Genomic DNA, 17,983 nt, shown 5'->3' with positions numbered 1-17,983 from the left:
GTCAGGGGCGGCGGCCCACGGTCTGGGGAGTGCCGCCCCGGCGCTGGCGCGGCGTCGCCTCCTCCAGGAACGATTCGGCGCTGGCCACCGCCTCCCGGGCGGGCAGGGTGCGGAAGACCCACGTGCGGTAGGACCAGAAGCGGAACAGGGTCGCCACACCGATGCCGAGGAACTTGAAGACGTTGCTCTGCAGCGGGCTGTCCCAGTGGAAGCCGTACGTCGCGGCGTACAGGACGCCGTTCTCGATCACCAGGCCCACCGCGCTGAACAGCAGGAACAGGGAGAGTTCCTTGGTACGGCCGCTCTTGTCGCGGTCCCGGTACGTGAAGTAGCGGAAACCGACGTAGTTGAAGGCGATCGCGACGACCGTCGCGATCACGCTGGCCCGCACCACCTGAAGGTCTGTGACGTGCCGCACAAGGTTGAAGACGCCGAGGTTGACCAGCAGCCCCGCTCCGCCCACGGCGCCGAATTTGGCGACCTCGTGCGCATAGCGTCGCAGCAGTCCGGAGGAACCACGTCCCATGGAGTGAAAGCCCCCGTCGGTCGGTTTCGTCAACCAAGCCATGCTAACCACCCCTCCGCGCGATTGCCTGTGGACCGGCATACAGGCACGCAAATCAGCCGCGTCGGCGTGGCCGATACCCTAGGGGCGTGACGTTCCCGGTAGTCGGCATGGTCGGCGGGGGCCAGCTCGCGCGTATGACACACGAGTCAGGCATCCCGCTGGGCATCCAGTTCAAGCTCCTCAGTGACACCCCCCAGGATTCCGCGGCGCAGGTCGTCGGCGATGTCGTCATCGGCGACTATCGCGACCTCGACACGCTGCGTGAATTCGCGCGCGGGTGCGATGTGATCACCTTTGATCACGAACACGTACCGACCGAGCACCTCAGGGCTCTGGAGGCGGACGGCATCCCCGTGCGCCCCGGGCCCGACGCGCTCGTGCACGCCCAGGACAAGGGGGTGATGCGCGCGAAACTCGACTCGATCGGCGTCCCGTGCCCCCGGCACCGGATCGTGAGCGACCCGGCCGACGTGGTGGCCTTCGCGGAGGAGGGCGACGGCTTCCCCGTGGTCCTCAAGACCGTCCGCGGCGGCTACGACGGCAAGGGCGTCTGGGTCGTCGACTCGGCCGAGGAGGCCGCCGAGCCGTTCAAGGCCGGGGTCGCCGTCCTCGCCGAGGAGAAGGTCGACTACGTCCGCGAGCTCGCCGCCAACGTCGTACGGTCCCCGCACGGCCAGGCCGTCGCCTACCCGGTGGTGGAGTCCCAGCAGGTCGGCGGCGTCTGCGACACGGTCATCGCGCCCGCCCCGGACCTCGACCCGGCCCTCGCCCTGCGGGCCGAGGAGATGGCCCTGACCATCGCCAAGGAACTCGGCGTCGTCGGCCACCTCGCCGTCGAGCTGTTCCAGACCCGCGACGGCCGCATCCTCGTCAACGAACTCGCGATGCGCCCGCACAACTCCGGCCACTGGACCCAGGACGGCGCGATCACGTCCCAGTTCGCCAACCACGTCCGCGCGGTCCTCGACCTCCCCCTCGGCGACCCGCGCCCGCGCGCCACGTGGACGGTCATGGTCAACGTCCTCGGCGGCGACTACCCCGACATGTACTCCGCGTACCTGCACTGCATGGCCCGCGACCCGCAGCTGAAGATCCACATGTACGGCAAGGACGTGAAGCCCGGCCGCAAGGTCGGCCACGTCAACACCTACGGCGACGACCTGGACGACGTGCTGGAGCGCGCCCGTCACGCTGCCGGCTATCTGAGAGGCACGATCACCGAATGAGCCCGGTTGTAGGCATCGTCATGGGGTCGGACAGCGACTGGCCCGTCATGGAGGCCGCCGCACAGGCGCTCGACGACTTCGAGATCGAGTACGAGGTCGACGTCGTCTCCGCCCACCGCATGCCGCGCGAGATGGTGGCGTACGGCGAGCAGGCCGCCGAGCGGGGCCTGAAGGTGATCATCGCGGGCGCCGGCGGTGCCGCGCACCTGCCCGGCATGCTCGCCTCCGTCACCCCGCTGCCGGTGATCGGTGTGCCGGTGCCGCTGAAGTACCTGGACGGCATGGACTCCCTGCTGTCGATCGTGCAGATGCCGGCCGGGGTCCCCGTCGCCACCGTCTCCGTCGCCGGTGCCCGCAACGCCGGACTGCTCGCCGCCCGCATCCTCGCCACCTCCGACGAGGAGCTCCTCGGCCGGATGCGGGAGTTCCAGCAGGAGCTGAACGACCAGGCGACCGAGAAGGGCAGGCGGCTGCGCACCAAGGTCGAGGGGTCCAACGGCTTCGGCTTCGGGAAGTGACGGCCGTGGGCTCCGTGGCGGCCGCCCGGGAATTGCTGCGGGAGTTCCCCGTGGTCGACGGGCACAACGACCTGCCCTGGGCGCTGCGCGAGCAGGTCCGCTACGACCTCGACGCCCGGGACATCGCCGCCGACCAGAGCGCGCATCTGCACACCGACCTCGGCCGCCTGCGCGCGGGCGGGGTCGGGGCGCAGTACTGGTCGGTGTACGTCCGCTCGGACCTGCCGGACCCGGTGACCGCGACACTGGAGCAGATCGACTGCGTACGTCAGCTGATCGACCGGCATCCGGCCGACCTGCGGGCCGCGCTGACCGCCGCCGACCTGGAGGCGGCGCGGCGGGAGGGCCGTATCGCCTCGCTGATGGGCGCGGAGGGCGGGCACTCGATCGCCAACTCCCTCGGCACCCTGCGCGCGCTGGCCGCCCTCGGTGTGCGGTACATGACGCTCACCCACAACGACAACGTGGACTGGGCGGACTCCGCGACCGACGAGCCCGGCGTCGGCGGTCTGTCGGCGTTCGGCCGCGCGGTCGTGCGGGAGATGAACCGCGAGGGCATGCTGGTCGACCTCTCCCATGTCGCCGCCACGACGATGCGGGACGCGCTGGACGCCACCCTGGCGCCGGTGATCTTCTCGCACTCGTCCGCGCGGGCCGTGTGCGACCACCCGCGCAACATCCCGGACGACGTCCTGGAGCGGCTGGCCGGCAACGGCGGGGTGGCGATGGTGACGTTCGTGCCGAAGTTCGTGCTCCAGGCGGCGGTCGACTGGACGGCCGCGGCGGACGAGAACATGCGGGAGCACGGCTTCCACCACCTCGACACCACGGCCGAGGCGATGAAGGTGCACCGCGCCTTCGAGGAGCGCCACCCGCGTCCGGTCGCGACCGTCTCGACGGTGGCGGACCACCTCGACCACATGCGCGAGGTGGCGGGCATCGACCACCTCGGCATCGGCGGTGACTACGACGGCACGGCCTTCACCCCGGACGGCCTGAACGACGTCTCCGGCTATCCGAACCTGCTCGCGGAACTGCTGGACCGCGGCTGGTCCACGGCCGACCTGGCCAAGCTGACCTGGCAGAACTCCGTGCGCGTGCTGGGCGCCGCGGAGGACGTGGCCCGCGATCTCCGGGCCACGCGGGCACCTTCGAACGCGACGATCGAGTCACTGGACGCGTGAGCTCGCCGGGAGCGGGGGCGAGGAGACTCGTCCCCGCCCCCCGCGGGGAGTCGCTGAACCGGCGGACCCCCGAACGCCCCGTCCACCAGGAAGGCCCCGGTACCGCGTGCGACGGTGGCCGTACAGCGATCACCGCGCACGTACGGAGCCCGCCATGGCAGACCTCCAGGACGACCTGCACACCGCCGCCGAGGTGGGCGCGCTCGACGAGCTGCCCCTGGCCGACCCCTTCCCGGTGGAGCCGCCCGCCCCGCTCGGCACCGACCCGGACGCCGAACCCCTGGAACGCGCCCGGGCCATCCTCGCCGCGCACCCCGTCGCCGACGGCTACAGCGGACTGCCCTGGGCGCTGCGCCACCTGCCCTGGTACGACCTGGAACTGGGGGAGAGCGCGGTCGACACCGACGTACCGCGGCTGCGGCAGGGCCATGTCGGCGCCCTGTTCTGCTCCCTGCACCTGCCCGAAGGGCTGGCCGCGGACCGGGCGGTCGCCGCGACCCTGGAGCAGCTGGACCTGGTGCGCACGGTCATCGCGGCCCACCCCGAAGGGCTACGGCTCGCGCGCACCGCGGGCCAGGTCATCGACGCCCGCAACTGCGGACGCGCCGCGGTGCTGCTGGGCCCGGCCACGGCCGCCGCGCTGGACGACTCCCTCGGCATCCTGCGCGTCCTGCACAGTCTGGGCCTGCGGGTCCTCACCCTGTCCGGGACCTCCTGGGCCAGCGAGGCGGGGCTGACCCGGTTCGGCGAGGAGGTGGTCCGCGAGATGAACCGGCTCGGTGTCCTTGCCGATCTCTCCGGCGCCTCCGAGCAGACGATCCGCCGGGCGCTGGCCGCCTCCAGGACACCGGTGCTGTGCACCCGCTCGGCGGCCCGCGCCCTGCGCCCGCACCCGGCCAACCTCCCCGACGACCTGCTGGCCGAGCTGGGCGCGGTGAAGGGGCTGTGCATGGTGCCGCTCACCGCCGAGCAGACCGGCCCGTCGGTGCGGGACGTCGCCGACCACCTCGACCATGTGCGCGCGGTCGCGGGCACCGAGTGCGTGGGCCTGTCCGGCACGTACGACGTCGGCACGGCGCATCCGCAGGACCTGACCGACGCGGGGTGCTATCCGCACCTGATCGCCGAGCTCCTGCGCCGGGACTGGACGGAGACCGACCTGGCCCTGCTGACCTGGGGCAACGTCCAGCGGGTCCTGCGTACGGCGGACTTCACCGCCCGGGCGGCACAGGAGCGGCGGGAGCCGTCCGGGGCGAAGATCGCGGAACTGGACGCGTAGCGCTCCGCTCTCGCGCGGGCGGCTGCGGGCAGTCGATCACCACGGAACGGAAGCGCGCCAGGGTCACGCCGGCCTCCGCCGGGTCAGCCGGCGCAGAGGCAGAACGGGTGGCCCGCCGGGTCCGCGTAGACCCGGAACGTGCGCTCGCGGTCCTCCGTGTCCAATGGCCTCGCGCCCAGTTCCAGGACCCCCTTCTCGGCGGTGTCCAGATCGTCGACCTGGAGGTCGAGGTGGAACTGCTGGGAGTGCTCCGGCGAGGGCCACTTCGGCGGTACGAAGCCGGGCGCCTCCTGGAAGGCGAGCTGCCGTCCGCCCGGGAGCTTGAGGTCCACCCAGTCGCCCTGGTCCTCGATGGTGCCGCCGAGGACGCCCGCGTAGAAGCCGGCGAGGGCGCGCGGGTCGGGGCAGTCCAGGACGACGACGTCCAGTGTGGCGAGAGCCATGACTCCTCCTCGAAGAGTGGTTACCGGCAAAGCGTCTTATCCGGTAACGCGGTTACTGCATGCTCCCGCATTGGAGGTAACGTCGCAACCATGAATGACCGAGTGCCCGCGCCCGGCGGCCTGGAACTCGTCCAGTCGCTGGTCAACACCCTGGACCTGGAGTCGGGTGCCGACGCGCTGGACACCGCGGAGGGCCGGGCACGCCTGGGGCTGACCGAGGAGGAGCTCCCCGCGGCCCGGGAACTGCGCGAGTCGCTGCGCGCGACGCTGCTCGCCCACGCCGGTCACCTGCCGCACCGCGAGGTGACCCCCCTGACGGATCTGCTCTCCCGCGCCCCGCTCCGCGTCACGGTCGACGAGGGCGACGGCTCGGCCTCCCTCACCCCCGCGGATGCCGGCCCGCTGGCCTCCCGCGTCGCCGCGGCGGTCGCCGAGTCCCTGGTCGCGGGCACCTGGTCCCGCCTGAAGGCCTGCGAGGCCGCCGACTGCCACTGGGCGTACTACGACCGCAGCCCGGCCGGCCGCGGCCGCTGGTGCTCGATGCAGGTGTGCGGGGCGCGGGCGAAGATGCGGCGGTACCGGGCCAAGTAGCGGTACGGGAGTACCTGTTGTCGACTCCAGGGCCGGTGCGCCCCGGTGTGCGGCAGAATGCGGGCAGACGCCGTTTCGGCCGACTGAGCCTCGGCCGAAGCGGCGTCGCCTGCACGGCGGCCCGCTACGGTCGCGCTGACCCCCGCGTACCGGACCTGCGTCGCCTTCGCGGAGGGTCCGGTACGGCCGCGCTGACCCCCGAGTACCAGACCGGCGTCGCCTTCACGGAGGGCCCACTGCGGGCGTCCCGGCGCCCCCGTGTACCGGACCGGCCTCGACTTCACGGACGGCCGCTACGGCCGCCCCAGCACCCCCGCGTACCGCAGTGGTGGCGCGATGGCCTGGGCGTCGGCGCTCTCGCCCACCCACAGGCCGATCAGGAACGCGGCCGTCGCCTCCAGCAGGCCCGCCCGCTCCAGACCGCCGCCGTTCACCGGCTCACAGCCCAGGTCGCGCACGAGCCGTCGTACGGACTGAAGGGCCGTGGCCTCGTCGCCGCACAGCGGGACCGCGAGGGGGCGGCCGTCGAAGACGGGCGGGGTCAGCCGCCACACACTCTCGTGGCAGAGGTTGAACGCCTTGACGACGTACGCGCCCGGCGCGGCGGCGGCGATCCGCTCGGCGGCCGAGGTCCCGCCGCCGGTCTCCAGCCGGAAGCCGGGGCCGACGGGGTTGGTGCAGTCGACCAGCGTCCGGCCGCCGAGGCCGTCCGCCAGCGAGGTCACCACCGGGACGGCCGCCGCGTACGGCACGGCGAGCAGCACCGCGTCCGAACCGTGCAGGACCGCTTCCCGGAGGCTTCCGGCGCGGGCGCCGATCCGCGCCGCGACCGCTTTCCCGCGCTCCTCGTCCCGCGCCCCCACGAGGACGTCGTGCCCGGCCCGCCTCCACTGTTCACCGAGCCCCTCGGCCATGGCCCCGGCTCCGATGATCCCGATTCTCATCGCTTCCCTCCCAAGTCGTCGCTCGGGAAAGGACATTAGGCACCGGCTCGGGCACCATTCGGTAAGTGACCGCCGACCAGAGCTTCCTCGCCGACTGCCGAGCCCGGCTGGCCTTCGACCTGCTGGCCAACACCTGGAACGCGGTGGTGATCTGGGCGTTGCGGGAGGGCCCGGAGCGCCCGGGCGTGCTGCGCGAGCGCATCGGCGGCATCAGCCCCAAGGTCCTGACGGAGACCCTGCGCCGCCTGGAGTTCAACGGCCTGCTGACCCGCCGCTCCCACCCCGGCTCACCGCCCCGCGTGGACTACGCCCTCACCGACCTGGGCCGCACCCTGCTCCCCGCGATAGAGGCGTTCGGCGCGTGGGCCTTCGAACACGGCGACGAGGTGATGGCCGCCCAGGAACGCGCGGGTGAGGTCTAGGCGCCTAGGCCTTGGGACGCCCCATCGCCCGGTACGTCCACCCGGCCTTCCGCCACAGCACCGGATCCAGCGCGTTCCGCCCGTCCAGCACCACCCGTGCCGCCGCGACCTCGCCCAGCGCCGCCGGGTCCAGCTCGCGGAACTCGCGCCATTCCGTCAGATGCAGCACGACGTCCGCGCCCCGCACCGCCTCGACCGCCGAGTCCGCGTACCCGAGGGTCGGGAACAGCCGCCGGGCGTTCACCATGCCCTTGGGGTCGTAGACCGTGACCTGGCCGCCCTGGAGGTGGATCTGCCCGGCCACGTTCAGCGCGGGAGAGTCCCGTACGTCGTCCGAGTCCGGCTTGAAGGTCGCACCGAGCACCGCGACCCGCTTGCCGAGGAAGGAGCCCCCGCCCAGCGCCTGACGGGTCAGGTCCACCATCTGGCCGCGCTGGCGCATGTTGATGGAGTCGATCTCGCGCAGGAAGGTCAGCGCCTGGTCCGCGCCCAGCTCGCCGGCGCGCGCCATGAACGCCCGGATGTCCTTCGGCAGACAGCCGCCGCCGAAGCCGATCCCGGCCCGCAGGAACTTCTTCCCGATCCGGTCGTCGTGCCCGATGGCCTCCGCCAGCTTGGCGACGTCCCCGCCGGAGGCCTCGCACATCTCCGCCATCGCGTTGATGAAGGAGATCTTCGTGGCCAGGAAGGAGTTCGCCGAGGTCTTCACCAGCTCGGAGGTCGGGAAGTCGGTGACCACGAACGGCGACCCGTCGGCGATCGGCGCCGCGTACACCTCCCGCAGCAGCTGCTCGGCCCGCTCGCTGCGCACGCCGACCACGATCCGGTCGGGGTGCAGGGTGTCGTTGACGGCGAAGCCCTCGCGCAGGAACTCGGGGTTCCAGGCCAGCTCGGCGCCCGCCCCGGCCGGAGCGTGCGCGGCGAGGTAGTCGGCGAGCCGGTCCGCGGAACCGACCGGCACCGTCGACTTGCCGACGACCAGCGCGGCTTCCTTCAGGTGCGGGGCGAGCGAGGCGAAGGCGGCGTCGACGTAACTCATGTCACACGCGTACTCGCCGTGCCGCTGCGGGGTGTTCACGCAGACGAAGTGCACATCGCCGAAGGCCCCCACCTCGGCGAAGTCCATGGTGAACCGCAGCCGTCCGGTGGAGCCCTCGATCCCGGCCACGTGCTTGCGCAGCAGCTCCTGAAGGCCCGGCTCGAACATCGGGACCTCGCCGCGCCGGAGCAGCTCGATCTTCTCGGGCACGACATCGAGCCCGAGGACCTCGAAACCGAGTTCGGCCATGGCCGCGGCGTGCGTGGCGCCGAGGTAGCCGGTGCCGATCACGGTGATCTTGAGGGCCATGGGGGGACTCCATTGACTGGTACGGCGGCGGTGCCCGCCCGAGCATAGTCGGGGCGTGGGAGTGCGCCCCACCGGGCACTTTTCCCGCTGTCGCCAAGCTCACGTATCACGGGCGGAGGCGGACCTCTAAAATTTGAGTTACTTAACGGTAATTAGCGCCAGCATCACAGCGTCTTTGGAGCGTGAGAGACCTTGGCCGGATCGGCTGACTTCGACCTGTACCGCCCGTCCGAGGAGCACGACATGCTCCGCGACGCCGTCCGCTCCCTGGCCGAGGCGAAGATCTCGCCGTTCGCCGCCGCGGTGGACGAGGAGGCGCGCTTCCCGCAGGAGGCGCACGACGCGCTGGTCGCCAACGACCTGCACGCCGTTCACGTCCCCGAGGAGTTCGGCGGCGCCGGCGCCGACGCGCTCGCCACCGTCATCGTGATCGAGGAGGTCGCGCGGGTGTGCGCCTCCTCCTCCCTCATCCCGGCCGTGAACAAGCTCGGCTCGCTGCCCGTGATCCTCTCCGGCTCCGAGGACCTCAAGAAGCGCTACATGACCCCGCTCGCCAAGGGCGAGGGCATGTTCTCCTACTGCCTCTCCGAGCCCGACGCCGGCTCCGACGCGGCCGGCATGAAGACCAAGGCGGTCCGCGACGGCGACTCCTGGGTCCTCAACGGCGTCAAGCGCTGGATCACCAACGCCGGCGTATCCGAGTACTACACGGTGATGGCCGTCACCGACCCCGCCAAGCGCTCCAAGGGCATCTCCGCCTTCGTGGTGGAGAAGGGCGACGAGGGCGTCTCCTTCGGCGCCCCGGAGAAGAAGCTCGGCATCAAGGGCTCCCCGACCCGCGAGGTCTACCTCGACAACGTCCGCATCCCCGCCGACCGCATGATCGGCGAGGAGGGCACCGGCTTCGCCACCGCGATGAAGACCCTGGACCACACCCGCATCACCATCGCCGCCCAGGCCCTCGGCATCGCCCAGGGCGCCCTGGACTACGCCAAGGGCTACGTCCAGGAGCGCAAGCAGTTCGGCAAGCCGATCGCCGACTTCCAGGGCATCCAGTTCATGCTCGCCGACATGGCCATGAAGATCTCCGCCGCCCGCGCCCTGACCTACCAGGCCGCCGCCGCCTCCGAGCGCGGCGACGCGGACCTGACCTACCTCGGCGCCGCCGCCAAGTGCTTCGCCTCCGACGTCGCCATGGAGGTCTCCACCGACGCCGTCCAGCTCCTCGGCGGCTACGGCTACACCCGTGACTACCCGGTCGAGCGCATGATGCGCGACGCCAAGATCACCCAGATCTACGAGGGCACCAACCAGGTCCAGCGCATCGTCATGGCGCGCAACCTGCCGTAACCGCAGGACGTGTGAGGCCCCCGGTGCGCAACAGCCGCCGGGGGCCTTCGCTTTGTGTGGGACCTTGGTCAAGTTCCCGCCGAAGAGGCCGAGTTGTGCCTACGTTGGTGCGCATCCCGACCGTATGTGTCCGAAGGAGCGCCGACGCATGTCCGACCTCACCACGCCATCGCCCGACGACGAGGGCGTGGCCCGCACCGCCCGGCTGCGCACCGACGTCTCCCACTCGGCGCGGATCTGGAACTACTGGCTGGGCGGCAAGGACCACTACCCGGTGGACGAGGAGGTCGGCGACCAGATCCTGTCGTTCGTGCCGGCCCTGCCCCGCTCGGCGGTGGCCGACCGCCACTTCCTCGCCCGCGCCGTGCGGCACCTCGCGGGGGAGGCGGGCATACGGCAGTTCCTGGACATCGGCACCGGACTGCCGACCGCCGACAACACCCACGAGGTGGCCCAGTCCGTCGACCCGGCCTGCCGGATCGTCTACGTCGACAACGACCCGCTGGTCCTCACCCACGCGCACGCCCTGCTCACCAGCGCGCCGGAGGGCGCCACGGACTACATCGAGGCGGACGTCCACGACCCGGAGGCGATCCTCGCGGGCGCCGCCCGCACCCTGGACCTGACCCGCCCGGTCGCCATCACCATGCTGGGCATCCTGAACTTCGTCCTGGACACCGACGAGGCCGCCGCCATCGTCCGCCGACTCCTCGACGGCGTCCCCGCCGGCAGCTACCTGGTCGTCTCCCACCCCACCACCGAGGTGGACGGCGAGGCCATGAAGACGGCGGTGGAGTACTGGAACGGCCAGGGCTCGGCCGCCATGACCCTGCGCAGCCGCACCGACCTGGTCCGGATCTTCGAGGGCGTGGAACTGCTGGAGCCCGGCATCGTCTCCTGCTCCCGCTGGCGCCCCGACACCCCGGAGGCGGAGATCGTGGACGTCACGCACTTCGGGGGAGTGGGCCGCAAGGCGTGAACGCGAAGGGCGGTCCCACCGAGCCCGGTGGGACCGCCCTTGTCCGTCACGCGGTCTCAGTTCCCGGAGACGGTGACCTTCTCGTCGTTGTTGAGCTGCTCCACCAGCGTCTTCACCTTCGCCTTGTCCCAGACGAGGTTGCCGCCGGAGGAGCCCGAGATCGGCATGTTCATGGACGTGCCCTCGCCGCCCGTGACGCCCTTCATGCCCCAGAACATCGAGGACAGGTCGAACAGGCCCATCTCCTTGTCGACGATCAGGGTGTCCAGACCGGCGCTCATCGTCGGGTACAGCTTGAAGGGGTTCAGCACGGTGCTCGGCGTCGCGGTCTGGTTGGCCAGGGCCGCGAGGAACTTCTGCTGGTTCTTGGTGCGGTCCAGGTCGGAGCCGGCCAGCGCGTACCGGGTACGGACGAAGGCGAGCGCCTCCTCGCCGTTCAGGGTCTGCTTGCCCTCCTTCAGGTCGGCCCCGGACTTGGAGTCCTTGATGCCGCCCTTCGGGATCTCGATCTCCACGCCGCCGACCGCGTCCACGATGTTGGCGAAGCCCGCGAAGCCGATCTCGACGTAGTGGTCGATGTGCAGCCCGGTGTTGAACTCGACCGTGCGCACCAGCAGCTCCGGGCCGTCCTCCGCGTAGGCGGCGTTCAGCTTCACGTGCCGCCCGGTGCCCGGGTAGGTCTTGCCGGACTCCGAGCCCACGAAGGTGGGGATCTCCACGTCGGAGTCGCGGGGGAGCGAGATCAGTGTCGGGCCGTTGTCGCCGGTGTGCAGGATCATCATCGAGTCCGTGCGCTTGCCCTTGGCGGACCCGGTGTGCAGTTCCTTCTTCTCCTCGGCGGACATGCCCTCACGGCTGTCGGAACCGACGATCAGGTAGTTGGTGCCCTCGCCCGCCTCCGGCCGGTCGATGACCTTGGAGAGGTCGACCTCGCGGTTGAGTTTGGAGTCGGCCCAGAAGTAGGTGCCGACGGTGACGACGACGAGCGCGGTCACGACGGTGATCGCGGTCACCTTGATCCGGCGTCTCCAGTTCGGCGCGGGCTGCGGCTCGCGCGTCCCGGCACCGCCGGGCCCGCTCGGGGGCCCGCCGTAGACCTGTCCGGTGTTGTAGCCGCTGTCGTAGCCGTCATCGCCTTGACCGCCGTAGTACGGCTGCTGCTGCGGCACTCCGTACGGCGGTGCCGCCTGGCCCCCGCCGGGCGGTGCCGTCGGACCGCGGCGGACCTGCCGCATGACGCGGGCGCCATCAGGCTGTGCGCTCGCGCTGCCGTGTCCGTAGCCGCCACCGCGGTTGTCGTCGGACCATCCCTCGGGCCAGTTGTTCATGCGCCCCAGTGTGCAGGGAACGACTGTGCGTCTTACAAGGGTCGACGAAAAATAGGGGCACGGCTGTTGCGAAGCCAACACAAAAGTCGACGGATTGTCCCTCGGCATAAGGTGGAGGACATGACACACCAGGTCTCCACCGCGGAAGCGGACACCCCGGACATCCCGGGCAAGCCGACGTCCGCGTCCCGCACCACCTTGAGCCACATCATGACCCACAGTGACACCAACCTGCTGGGGACCGTGCACGGAGGTGTGATCATGAAGCTCGTCGACGACGCGGCGGGCGCCGTGGCCGGCCGCCACAGCGGGGGCCCCGCCGTGACGGCGTCCATGGACGAGATGGCGTTCCTCGAGCCGGTCCGGGTGGGCGACCTGGTCCATGTGAAGGCCCAGGTCAACTGGACCGGCCGGACCTCCATGGAGGTGGGCGTCCGGGTCCTCGCGGAACGCTGGAACGAGTCCACCCCGGCCACCCAGGTCGGCTCGGCCTACCTGGTCTTCGCCGCGGTCGACGCCGACGGCAAGCCCCGCCGGGTGCCCCCGGTCCTCCCGGAGACGGAGCGTGACAAGCGCCGCTACCAGGAGGCCCAGATCCGCCGCACCCACCGCCTGGCCCGCCGCAGGGCCATCATGGAACTCCGGCAGAAGCGGGCGGCGGAGGGCATCGAGGACTAGGCGGACACCTCACAGCCCCGGGGCGAAGGGTGTGGCACCGACCCACCTCCTTCGCCCCGGAGCATGTGCGGTGCTGCTACTTGCACACCACCTCGTCGCCCCGCACCACCCCGGACTCCCCCTGCGCCGGGCTGTCCGCCCGGACCTTCCGCACCCGCTCGAAGTCGGCCCCCGCGATCACCTTCAGCGTCGGCCCCAGCCCCTTCACCGCCCGCAGTTCACTGCCCGGCAGAGCCGTGGCCAGTGACTTCGCGGACCGGTCCCAGCGCGGGTCGTACGCCACGACCGTCCGCTTCACCGCGCGGTCCGTCCCGTTCACCGGCGCCCGCGTCGTCCGGAAGCCCGTCGAGGCCAGCGCCGAGTCCACCCGCTTGCCCAGGCCCGCCGTCGCCGTCCCGTTCTCCACCTGGACCCGGATCTGCTGCGGGGCGACGTCCACCTCCAGGGCCTCGCTGCGGGGCTTGTGCGCCGCGAGCGGCCGGTCCGCGCGCAGGGCCGCGAACAGGCGGCCGGACTTCTCCGGGTCCCAGCGCAGCGTGGAACCGACGCCCTCCACGACGTATCCCATCCGCCCGATCGGCACCGTCGTGAACTCCGACGACGAGGGGGAGAAGTTCCGCATCGCCCGGCCGAGGTCCAGCAGTTCGTCCGTGCCGAAGCCCTTGTCCGCCCGCACCGACCCCAGCACGGCCCGTGTCACGTCCCGGAACTTCATCGGGTTCAGCAGGATCCCGGACGAGGTCGCCCGCTCGACGAGCGCCGCCAGGAAGCGCTGCTGGCGCTGCATGCGCCCGAGGTCCGAGGAGCCGTCGGCGTGCCGGGCGCGGACGTACTGGAGCGCCTCGCCGCCCTTCAGGTCGTGCGTGCCCGCCGGGAGGTCGAGGCCGGTGTACGAGTCCTTCAGCGGGCTCGCCGTGCACACCTTGACCCCGCCCAGCACGTCCACCGTCTTCATGAAGCTGGTGAAGTCGACCTCCAGGTAGTGGTCGATCTTCACCCGGGTCATGGACTCGACCGTCCGCACGGTCAGCTGCGGCCCGCCCTCCGCGTACGCCGCGTTCAGCTTCAGCGGATGCCCGTGGTGCCGCTCCCCGGTCGTACCGTCCACGTGCGGCGGTGTCATCGCGTACGAGTCCCGCGGCAGGCTCACCACACTCGCCCGCTCCCGGTCCTCCGAGATGTGCACGATCATGATCGTGTCCGTGCAGTGGCAAGGCGCCCCGCCCAGCCGGTACTTGCGCCGCTCGGTCTGTGAGATCTGGTCCCGCCCGTCGGTGCCGACGAGCAGCACGTTCATCCCGTGCCCGGCGCGCGGCCGGTTCTTCATGTCCTTGAAGGGGTCCACCCGCGCGATGTCCGCCTCCAGGCTGGACATCACCGCGTGCCCGATCCCGGCGGACGCCAGCACCACCACGGAGAGGGTCGTCACCGCCCGCATGGCCCAGCGCGGCTTCTTCCGCCGTACGGGGGGCTGCGGGCGGCGCCGCCGGGGTCTGGCGGGGGAGCGGGGCGGCGTGGGCATGGGGGACACCTCCGCGAGGGCCGTACGTGGGATCTTGAGCACCGTAGGCCCATACGATCTGCCGCCCGGCGCACCGCCCCGGGGGCGCGCACCGGTGTCCCCCGTTCGCGGTAACGCGCGCTGTCCGACGGGCGAGCGGAACCCGGCCTAGAAGGTGAAGCCCGGGTTCACGTGCATGCAGGCCGTGTCGTCGGCGCCGTTGAGGTTGTCGTCGGAGTCGGGCAGCTTGTCGTCCTGCTTCGGCGCCTCGTACGCCGTACCCTCGCGCCAGTCCGCGCCGACGACCAGCGTCACCCCGGAGACGGCCGTGGAGCGCTTCACCGAACTCAGCGGGATCCCCAGCGACTTGGCGACCCGCTGGGCGTCGCCCTCCAGCTCGGCGCTCGGGTAGCGGACGACCGTCCGGTCCTCGCTCAGCACCACCGAGCCGTCCGCGGCGGCCCGCGTGAAGCCCTCCTCGTTCAGCAGCCCCGCGACCGTGTTCGCCCGTCCGCTCGCCGGGCCGAGGGCGTCGGTGCGGGTGCCGTTCTGGACCTGGACGCCGATCTCCGCGTCGGGCGCCGCCGGGTCGTCGGAGACCTTCTCCTCGGTCTTCGGCTTCTTCTCGTCCTTGCCGTCCAGCGCGATGTCCTCACGCACCAGCCGGAACAACTGCTCGGCGTCCTCGGTGGGTTCCACCCGCGCGCCCACGTACCGGTTCGGCATCGTGGTCATGGTGATGCGCTCCGGCTCCACCTTCCGCAGCTCGTTGCTGAGGTCGTAGAGCTTCTTGACGTCGTCCAGGCCCGGGTCGACCGTGAGCGCGTCGGTGGCCTCCTCGGCGAGCCGGCGCAGCTTCATCGGGTTGCTGAGGGTGGCGTTCTCGCGCAGCTCGCGCACCATCGAGGTCATGTACATGTGCTGCGCCTTGGCGCGGGCGAGGTCGCTGCCGTCCTCGAAGCCGTACCGGGTGCGCAGCCACTGCAGGGCCTGCTCGCCCTTGATCGGGTGCGTGCCCTTCTCCAGCTTCAGGCCCGAGCCGTGGCCCTGGCTGTCGCGTGAGTGGATGTTGGCGTCCACGCACACCGGGACGCCGCCGATGGCGTCCGCCATCGACACCACGCCGGCGAAGTCGACCATGATGAAGTGGTCGATGTGGATGCCGGTGAGCTCCTGCCAGGTGGCCACCGTGCAGCCCGGGCCGCCGTGGCCGAGGCTCTGGTTGGTCAGCGTCCGGCCGTCGCTCGCCGGGTACACCTCGTTGTCGTCCGGGTCGGTGCACTTGGGGATCTGGACGAGGGTGTCGCGCGGCATGCTGACGACCGACATGTTGGAGCGGTCCGCCGACAGGTGCAGCAGCATCTGCACGTCCGCCAGCGGCGCCGACCCGAAGGTCTCCTTGGCGCCGCCGAGCTTCTGGTTCTCCTCGGTGTCCCGGGCGTCGGAGCCGATGAGGAGGATGTTCAGCGGGGTCTGCCCGGCGGCGTTCGGGGTCGGCCCGGCGACCTTGTTGTCCCCCAGGTTCAGGTCGTCGTGCTTGATGTTGCCGTTCAGGTGCTGGTAGTAGGCGTACCCCGCACCCGCCGTACCGACTATCAGCACCGCGAGCACGGCCGCGGACCACTTCATGATCCGCCGCCCCCGCCCGGGCGTGCTTCCGCGGCGGCCGGCCTGTGCCTCCCCGCCGTCGGCCGCCCCCGCGCCGCCCCCCGCGGCTTCCGGAGCGGCCTCACGCACACTGCTCTGCGTCACTCCCTGTCCCTCCCCACCCTGATCACCCTGATCGCCCCCCACGGCACGGGCCTGTCGTACGTCATGTCAGACGCTCGACAGGCCCTTCAGGTCACCTCAGTCGCCGAGTACCCGGGTCAACCGGAGCACTGCACCTTGTCCGCCGTCGACTTCTCCACGTCCGGCGTCTTCGCCGAGGCGGCGTTGAGCTTGACGCCCGCCCCTTTGAAGTCCTTGCCCAGGATCAGGGTCATCGTCGGCAGGCCCTGGGCGTTGAGCTCGCTCTCGCCGGGCTTGAGCGCCGAACCGGACAGACCCATGATGTCCGCCAGCCGGCGGGCCTGATCGGCCTGGTCAGGAGCGTACTCCAGGGTCGTCTTCGCCTGTACGGCGTCGGCGTTGCCCGCGTTCTCGGACTTGGTGACGCCCTCTTGCGTCTGGAGGTAGAGGAGCTGGTCCTGGGCGCTGCCGGACTCGGCCCCGCCGTTGAGGACGCGCACCCGCACCTCGGAGGCGTCCGCCTTGGTGCCCTTCAGCCGGGCGGCGACGGCGGCGGCCTCCTTCTTCTGCTGGGCCTTGACCTCGGTGAACGACACATCGTTCTTGATCATGTCGAAGACCTGGGGCGCCGTCGCCTCGTTGACCACGACGGTCGCCTTCACCACCTCGGCCGGGTTGTCCTTGACCGGGACGGTGGCGAAGGTGATGTTCTTCGTCGGCACCTTCTTCAACTCCAGCGCCAGATCCTTGAGCGTGCCCACCTTGCCTATGGCCTTGTCCACGGTGAGCGCCTCGGTGGCCGCCTCGGCCAGCTTCAGCAGCTTGGTGGGGCTGGTGAGGGTGTCGCTGGAGGACATCTTGCGCATCAGCGAGCCCAGGAAGGCCTGTTGCGCCTTGATCCGGTCCAGGTCACCGCTGTTGCCGAAGCTCTTGCGGGTGCGCAGGAAGGCCAGCGCCTCCTCGCCCTCCACGGTCGACTCGCCCTTGGGCAGCTTGAGCTTGGACTTGTCGTCGTCGATGGCGCGGTCCAGGCACACCGTGACCCCGTCCACGGCCGTGGTCAGCGTCTTCACGGCGTTGAAGTCGGCCATCATGAAGTGGTCGACCTGGATACCGCTGAACTCCTTGACCGTGCGCATCGTGCAGCCGGGGTCCCGGCCGCTCTCCCCGAGGCTGCGGTTGAAGCGGACGCCCTGCAGCCCGGAGATCGTCTCCTTGGACCCGTCCTCCAGCGTCGTCTCGCAGTCCGGGATGTCGACGATGAGGTCCCGCGGAATGCTCAGCGCGGTGGCGTTCGACCGGTCCTTGGCGACGTGCAGCAGGATCGTGGTGTCCGCGTGCCCGCTGCTTCCCTTGTCGCCGTAGCCCTCGTTGCCCGCGCCGGTGCGCTTGTCGGTGCCGACGATCAGGATGTTGAAGGCCTCGTCCTTCCGGAAGCTGCTCGCGCCCGCGTCACCGACGTCGATCGTGTCGACGTTGCCTTCCAGGTGCTTGAGGTAGAGGTAGCCGCCGGTGGCGGCGGCGACGAGAACGAACGCCATCGCGCCGCCGGTCCACAGCACGGCCTTCTTCGCCTTGGACGCCTTCGGCTTACCGGGTCCCCGCCCGCGGCGCCCCGGTTCCTCGGGCGCGGGCCGGCGCCGACGCGGCGGCGGCACCTCACGGCCGGGGGCCGCGGGGCTCGCGGTGGAGGCGTCGGGGCGCTGCGGGGTCCGTCGGCGCGGGCCGGGGACGGGAGTCCGGCCGGGGTGCGGCGATTGCGGTGCGGAAGGGCCCAGTCGCAATTCGTATTCACCGGTGTTCGGATTGAGCACCCATTGGTCTGCGGGGTCGATGTTCTCCGACCGCCCACGGCCTGCGTCCACGGTTGTCCGAATCCTCCGTCGGGAAGGC

The 17,983-nt window shown here is 71.0% G+C and carries 17 protein-coding genes; 9 read left to right on the top strand and 8 right to left on the bottom strand.

From position 1 onward, the window contains the following. Window position 1: 1 nt before the first annotated feature. Window positions 2–526 (bottom strand): GtrA family protein, encoded by a 525-nt coding sequence (locus AC068Z_RS12545; protein WP_478554591.1) that lies wholly within the window; start codon window positions 524–526, stop codon window positions 2–4. 128 nt (window positions 527–654) lie between these two features. On the opposite strand from AC068Z_RS12545, the gene AC068Z_RS12540 reads away from it, so the two are divergent. The 4 genes from AC068Z_RS12540 (at window position 655) to AC068Z_RS12525 (ending at window position 4,775) form a co-directional block, all read left to right on the top strand. After that, window positions 655–1,794 carry a 5-(carboxyamino)imidazole ribonucleotide synthase gene (locus tag AC068Z_RS12540; protein WP_478554590.1) on the top strand — a complete coding sequence of 380 codons (1,140 nt, stop codon included), beginning with the start codon at window positions 655–657 and terminating at the stop codon, window positions 1,792–1,794. Further along, window positions 1,791–2,312: a 5-(carboxyamino)imidazole ribonucleotide mutase gene (gene purE / locus AC068Z_RS12535; RefSeq protein ID WP_478554589.1), complete on the top strand. Its 522-nt coding sequence runs from the start codon at window positions 1,791–1,793 to the stop codon at window positions 2,310–2,312. Before AC068Z_RS12540 ends, purE begins: the two co-directional genes overlap by 4 nt. 5 nt (window positions 2,313–2,317) lie before the next feature. After that, on the top strand, window positions 2,318–3,496 hold the full coding sequence (locus AC068Z_RS12530) for a dipeptidase (RefSeq protein ID WP_478555344.1): 1,179 nt from the start codon (window positions 2,318–2,320) through the stop codon (window positions 3,494–3,496). Between the two features lie 154 nt (window positions 3,497–3,650). Continuing rightward, window positions 3,651–4,775, top strand: a complete 1,125-nt coding sequence (locus AC068Z_RS12525) for a dipeptidase (protein ID WP_478554588.1) — start codon at window positions 3,651–3,653, stop codon at window positions 4,773–4,775. A gap of 83 nt (window positions 4,776–4,858) precedes the next feature. Here AC068Z_RS12525 and AC068Z_RS12520 read toward each other — a convergent pair whose 3' ends face one another. Then, window positions 4,859–5,218 (bottom strand): VOC family protein, encoded by a 360-nt coding sequence (locus AC068Z_RS12520; RefSeq protein WP_478554587.1) that lies wholly within the window; start codon window positions 5,216–5,218, stop codon window positions 4,859–4,861. Window positions 5,219–5,308: 90 nt separating this feature from the next. Here AC068Z_RS12520 and AC068Z_RS12515 point away from each other — a divergent pair, with 90 nt between their 5' ends. Further along, entirely contained in the window at window positions 5,309–5,809 is a 501-nt protein-coding gene (locus tag AC068Z_RS12515) for a CGNR zinc finger domain-containing protein (RefSeq protein WP_478554586.1), read from the top strand. A 293-nt stretch (window positions 5,810–6,102) separates the two neighbouring features. Here the strand turns inward: AC068Z_RS12515 and AC068Z_RS12510 are convergent, their stop codons facing one another. Next, window positions 6,103–6,753 (bottom strand): NADPH-dependent F420 reductase, encoded by a 651-nt coding sequence (locus AC068Z_RS12510; RefSeq protein ID WP_478554585.1) that lies wholly within the window; start codon window positions 6,751–6,753, stop codon window positions 6,103–6,105. A gap of 65 nt (window positions 6,754–6,818) precedes the next feature. Here AC068Z_RS12510 and AC068Z_RS12505 point away from each other — a divergent pair, with 65 nt between their 5' ends. Beyond that, window positions 6,819–7,175: a winged helix-turn-helix transcriptional regulator gene (locus AC068Z_RS12505; RefSeq protein ID WP_478554584.1), complete on the top strand. Its 357-nt coding sequence runs from the start codon at window positions 6,819–6,821 to the stop codon at window positions 7,173–7,175. A 4-nt stretch (window positions 7,176–7,179) separates the two neighbouring features. Here the strand turns inward: AC068Z_RS12505 and AC068Z_RS12500 are convergent, their stop codons facing one another. Then, window positions 7,180–8,523, bottom strand: coding sequence for a UDP-glucose dehydrogenase family protein (locus AC068Z_RS12500; RefSeq protein ID WP_478554583.1), 1,344 nt, complete (start codon window positions 8,521–8,523; stop codon window positions 7,180–7,182). A gap of 192 nt (window positions 8,524–8,715) precedes the next feature. On the opposite strand from AC068Z_RS12500, the gene AC068Z_RS12495 reads away from it, so the two are divergent. Beyond that, window positions 8,716–9,873, top strand: coding sequence for an acyl-CoA dehydrogenase family protein (locus AC068Z_RS12495; protein WP_478554582.1), 1,158 nt, complete (start codon window positions 8,716–8,718; stop codon window positions 9,871–9,873). Window positions 9,874–10,021: 148 nt separating this feature from the next. Then, the gene (locus AC068Z_RS12490; RefSeq protein WP_478554581.1) at window positions 10,022–10,852 is read left to right on the top strand and encodes an SAM-dependent methyltransferase; all 831 of its coding nucleotides are present in this window, start codon (window positions 10,022–10,024) and stop codon (window positions 10,850–10,852) included. 56 nt (window positions 10,853–10,908) lie between these two features. Here AC068Z_RS12490 and AC068Z_RS12485 read toward each other — a convergent pair whose 3' ends face one another. Further along, on the bottom strand, window positions 10,909–12,180 hold the full coding sequence (locus tag AC068Z_RS12485) for an LCP family protein (RefSeq protein WP_478554580.1): 1,272 nt from the start codon (window positions 12,178–12,180) through the stop codon (window positions 10,909–10,911). Window positions 12,181–12,300: 120 nt separating this feature from the next. On the opposite strand from AC068Z_RS12485, the gene AC068Z_RS12480 reads away from it, so the two are divergent. Further along, on the top strand, window positions 12,301–12,858 hold the full coding sequence (locus AC068Z_RS12480) for an acyl-CoA thioesterase (RefSeq protein WP_478554579.1): 558 nt from the start codon (window positions 12,301–12,303) through the stop codon (window positions 12,856–12,858). 76 nt (window positions 12,859–12,934) lie between these two features. Here the strand turns inward: AC068Z_RS12480 and AC068Z_RS12475 are convergent, their stop codons facing one another. The 3 genes from AC068Z_RS12475 to AC068Z_RS12465 form a co-directional block, all read right to left on the bottom strand. Next, window positions 12,935–14,380 (bottom strand): LCP family protein, encoded by a 1,446-nt coding sequence (locus AC068Z_RS12475; protein WP_478554578.1) that lies wholly within the window; start codon window positions 14,378–14,380, stop codon window positions 12,935–12,937. Between the two features lie 147 nt (window positions 14,381–14,527). Next, a complete protein-coding gene (locus AC068Z_RS12470) occupies window positions 14,528–16,111 on the bottom strand; it encodes an LCP family protein (RefSeq protein ID WP_478554577.1) in 1,584 nt (527 codons plus the stop codon). A 116-nt stretch (window positions 16,112–16,227) separates the two neighbouring features. Then, window positions 16,228–17,955, bottom strand: a complete 1,728-nt coding sequence (locus tag AC068Z_RS12465; protein ID WP_478554576.1) for an LCP family protein — start codon at window positions 17,953–17,955, stop codon at window positions 16,228–16,230. Window positions 17,956–17,983 lie beyond the last annotated feature (28 nt).

Source organism: Streptomyces sp. NPDC043726 (assembly GCF_056436565.1).
This window is presented reverse-complemented; position numbering and strand designations above follow the sequence as displayed.

Bases quoted from the DNA above. Each gene is read 5' to 3' on its own strand.
- AC068Z_RS12545 (WP_478554591.1), bottom strand. From the start codon at position 526: ATGGGACGTGGTTCCTCCGGACTGCTGCGACGCTATGCGCACGAGGTC.
- purE (WP_478554589.1), top strand. From the start codon at position 1,791: ATGAGCCCGGTTGTAGGCATCGTCATGGGGTCGGACAGCGACTGGCCC.
- AC068Z_RS12525 (WP_478554588.1), top strand. From the start codon at position 3,651: ATGGCAGACCTCCAGGACGACCTGCACACCGCCGCCGAGGTGGGCGCG.
- AC068Z_RS12520 (WP_478554587.1), bottom strand. From the start codon at position 5,218: ATGGCTCTCGCCACACTGGACGTCGTCGTCCTGGACTGCCCCGACCCG.
- AC068Z_RS12515 (WP_478554586.1), top strand. From the start codon at position 5,309: ATGAATGACCGAGTGCCCGCGCCCGGCGGCCTGGAACTCGTCCAGTCG.
- AC068Z_RS12510 (WP_478554585.1), bottom strand. From the start codon at position 6,753: ATGAGAATCGGGATCATCGGAGCCGGGGCCATGGCCGAGGGGCTCGGT.
- AC068Z_RS12500 (WP_478554583.1), bottom strand. From the start codon at position 8,523: ATGGCCCTCAAGATCACCGTGATCGGCACCGGCTACCTCGGCGCCACG.
- AC068Z_RS12490 (WP_478554581.1), top strand. From the start codon at position 10,022: ATGTCCGACCTCACCACGCCATCGCCCGACGACGAGGGCGTGGCCCGC.
- AC068Z_RS12485 (WP_478554580.1), bottom strand. From the start codon at position 12,180: ATGAACAACTGGCCCGAGGGATGGTCCGACGACAACCGCGGTGGCGGC.
- AC068Z_RS12480 (WP_478554579.1), top strand. From the start codon at position 12,301: ATGACACACCAGGTCTCCACCGCGGAAGCGGACACCCCGGACATCCCG.
- AC068Z_RS12475 (WP_478554578.1), bottom strand. From the start codon at position 14,380: ATGCCCACGCCGCCCCGCTCCCCCGCCAGACCCCGGCGGCGCCGCCCG.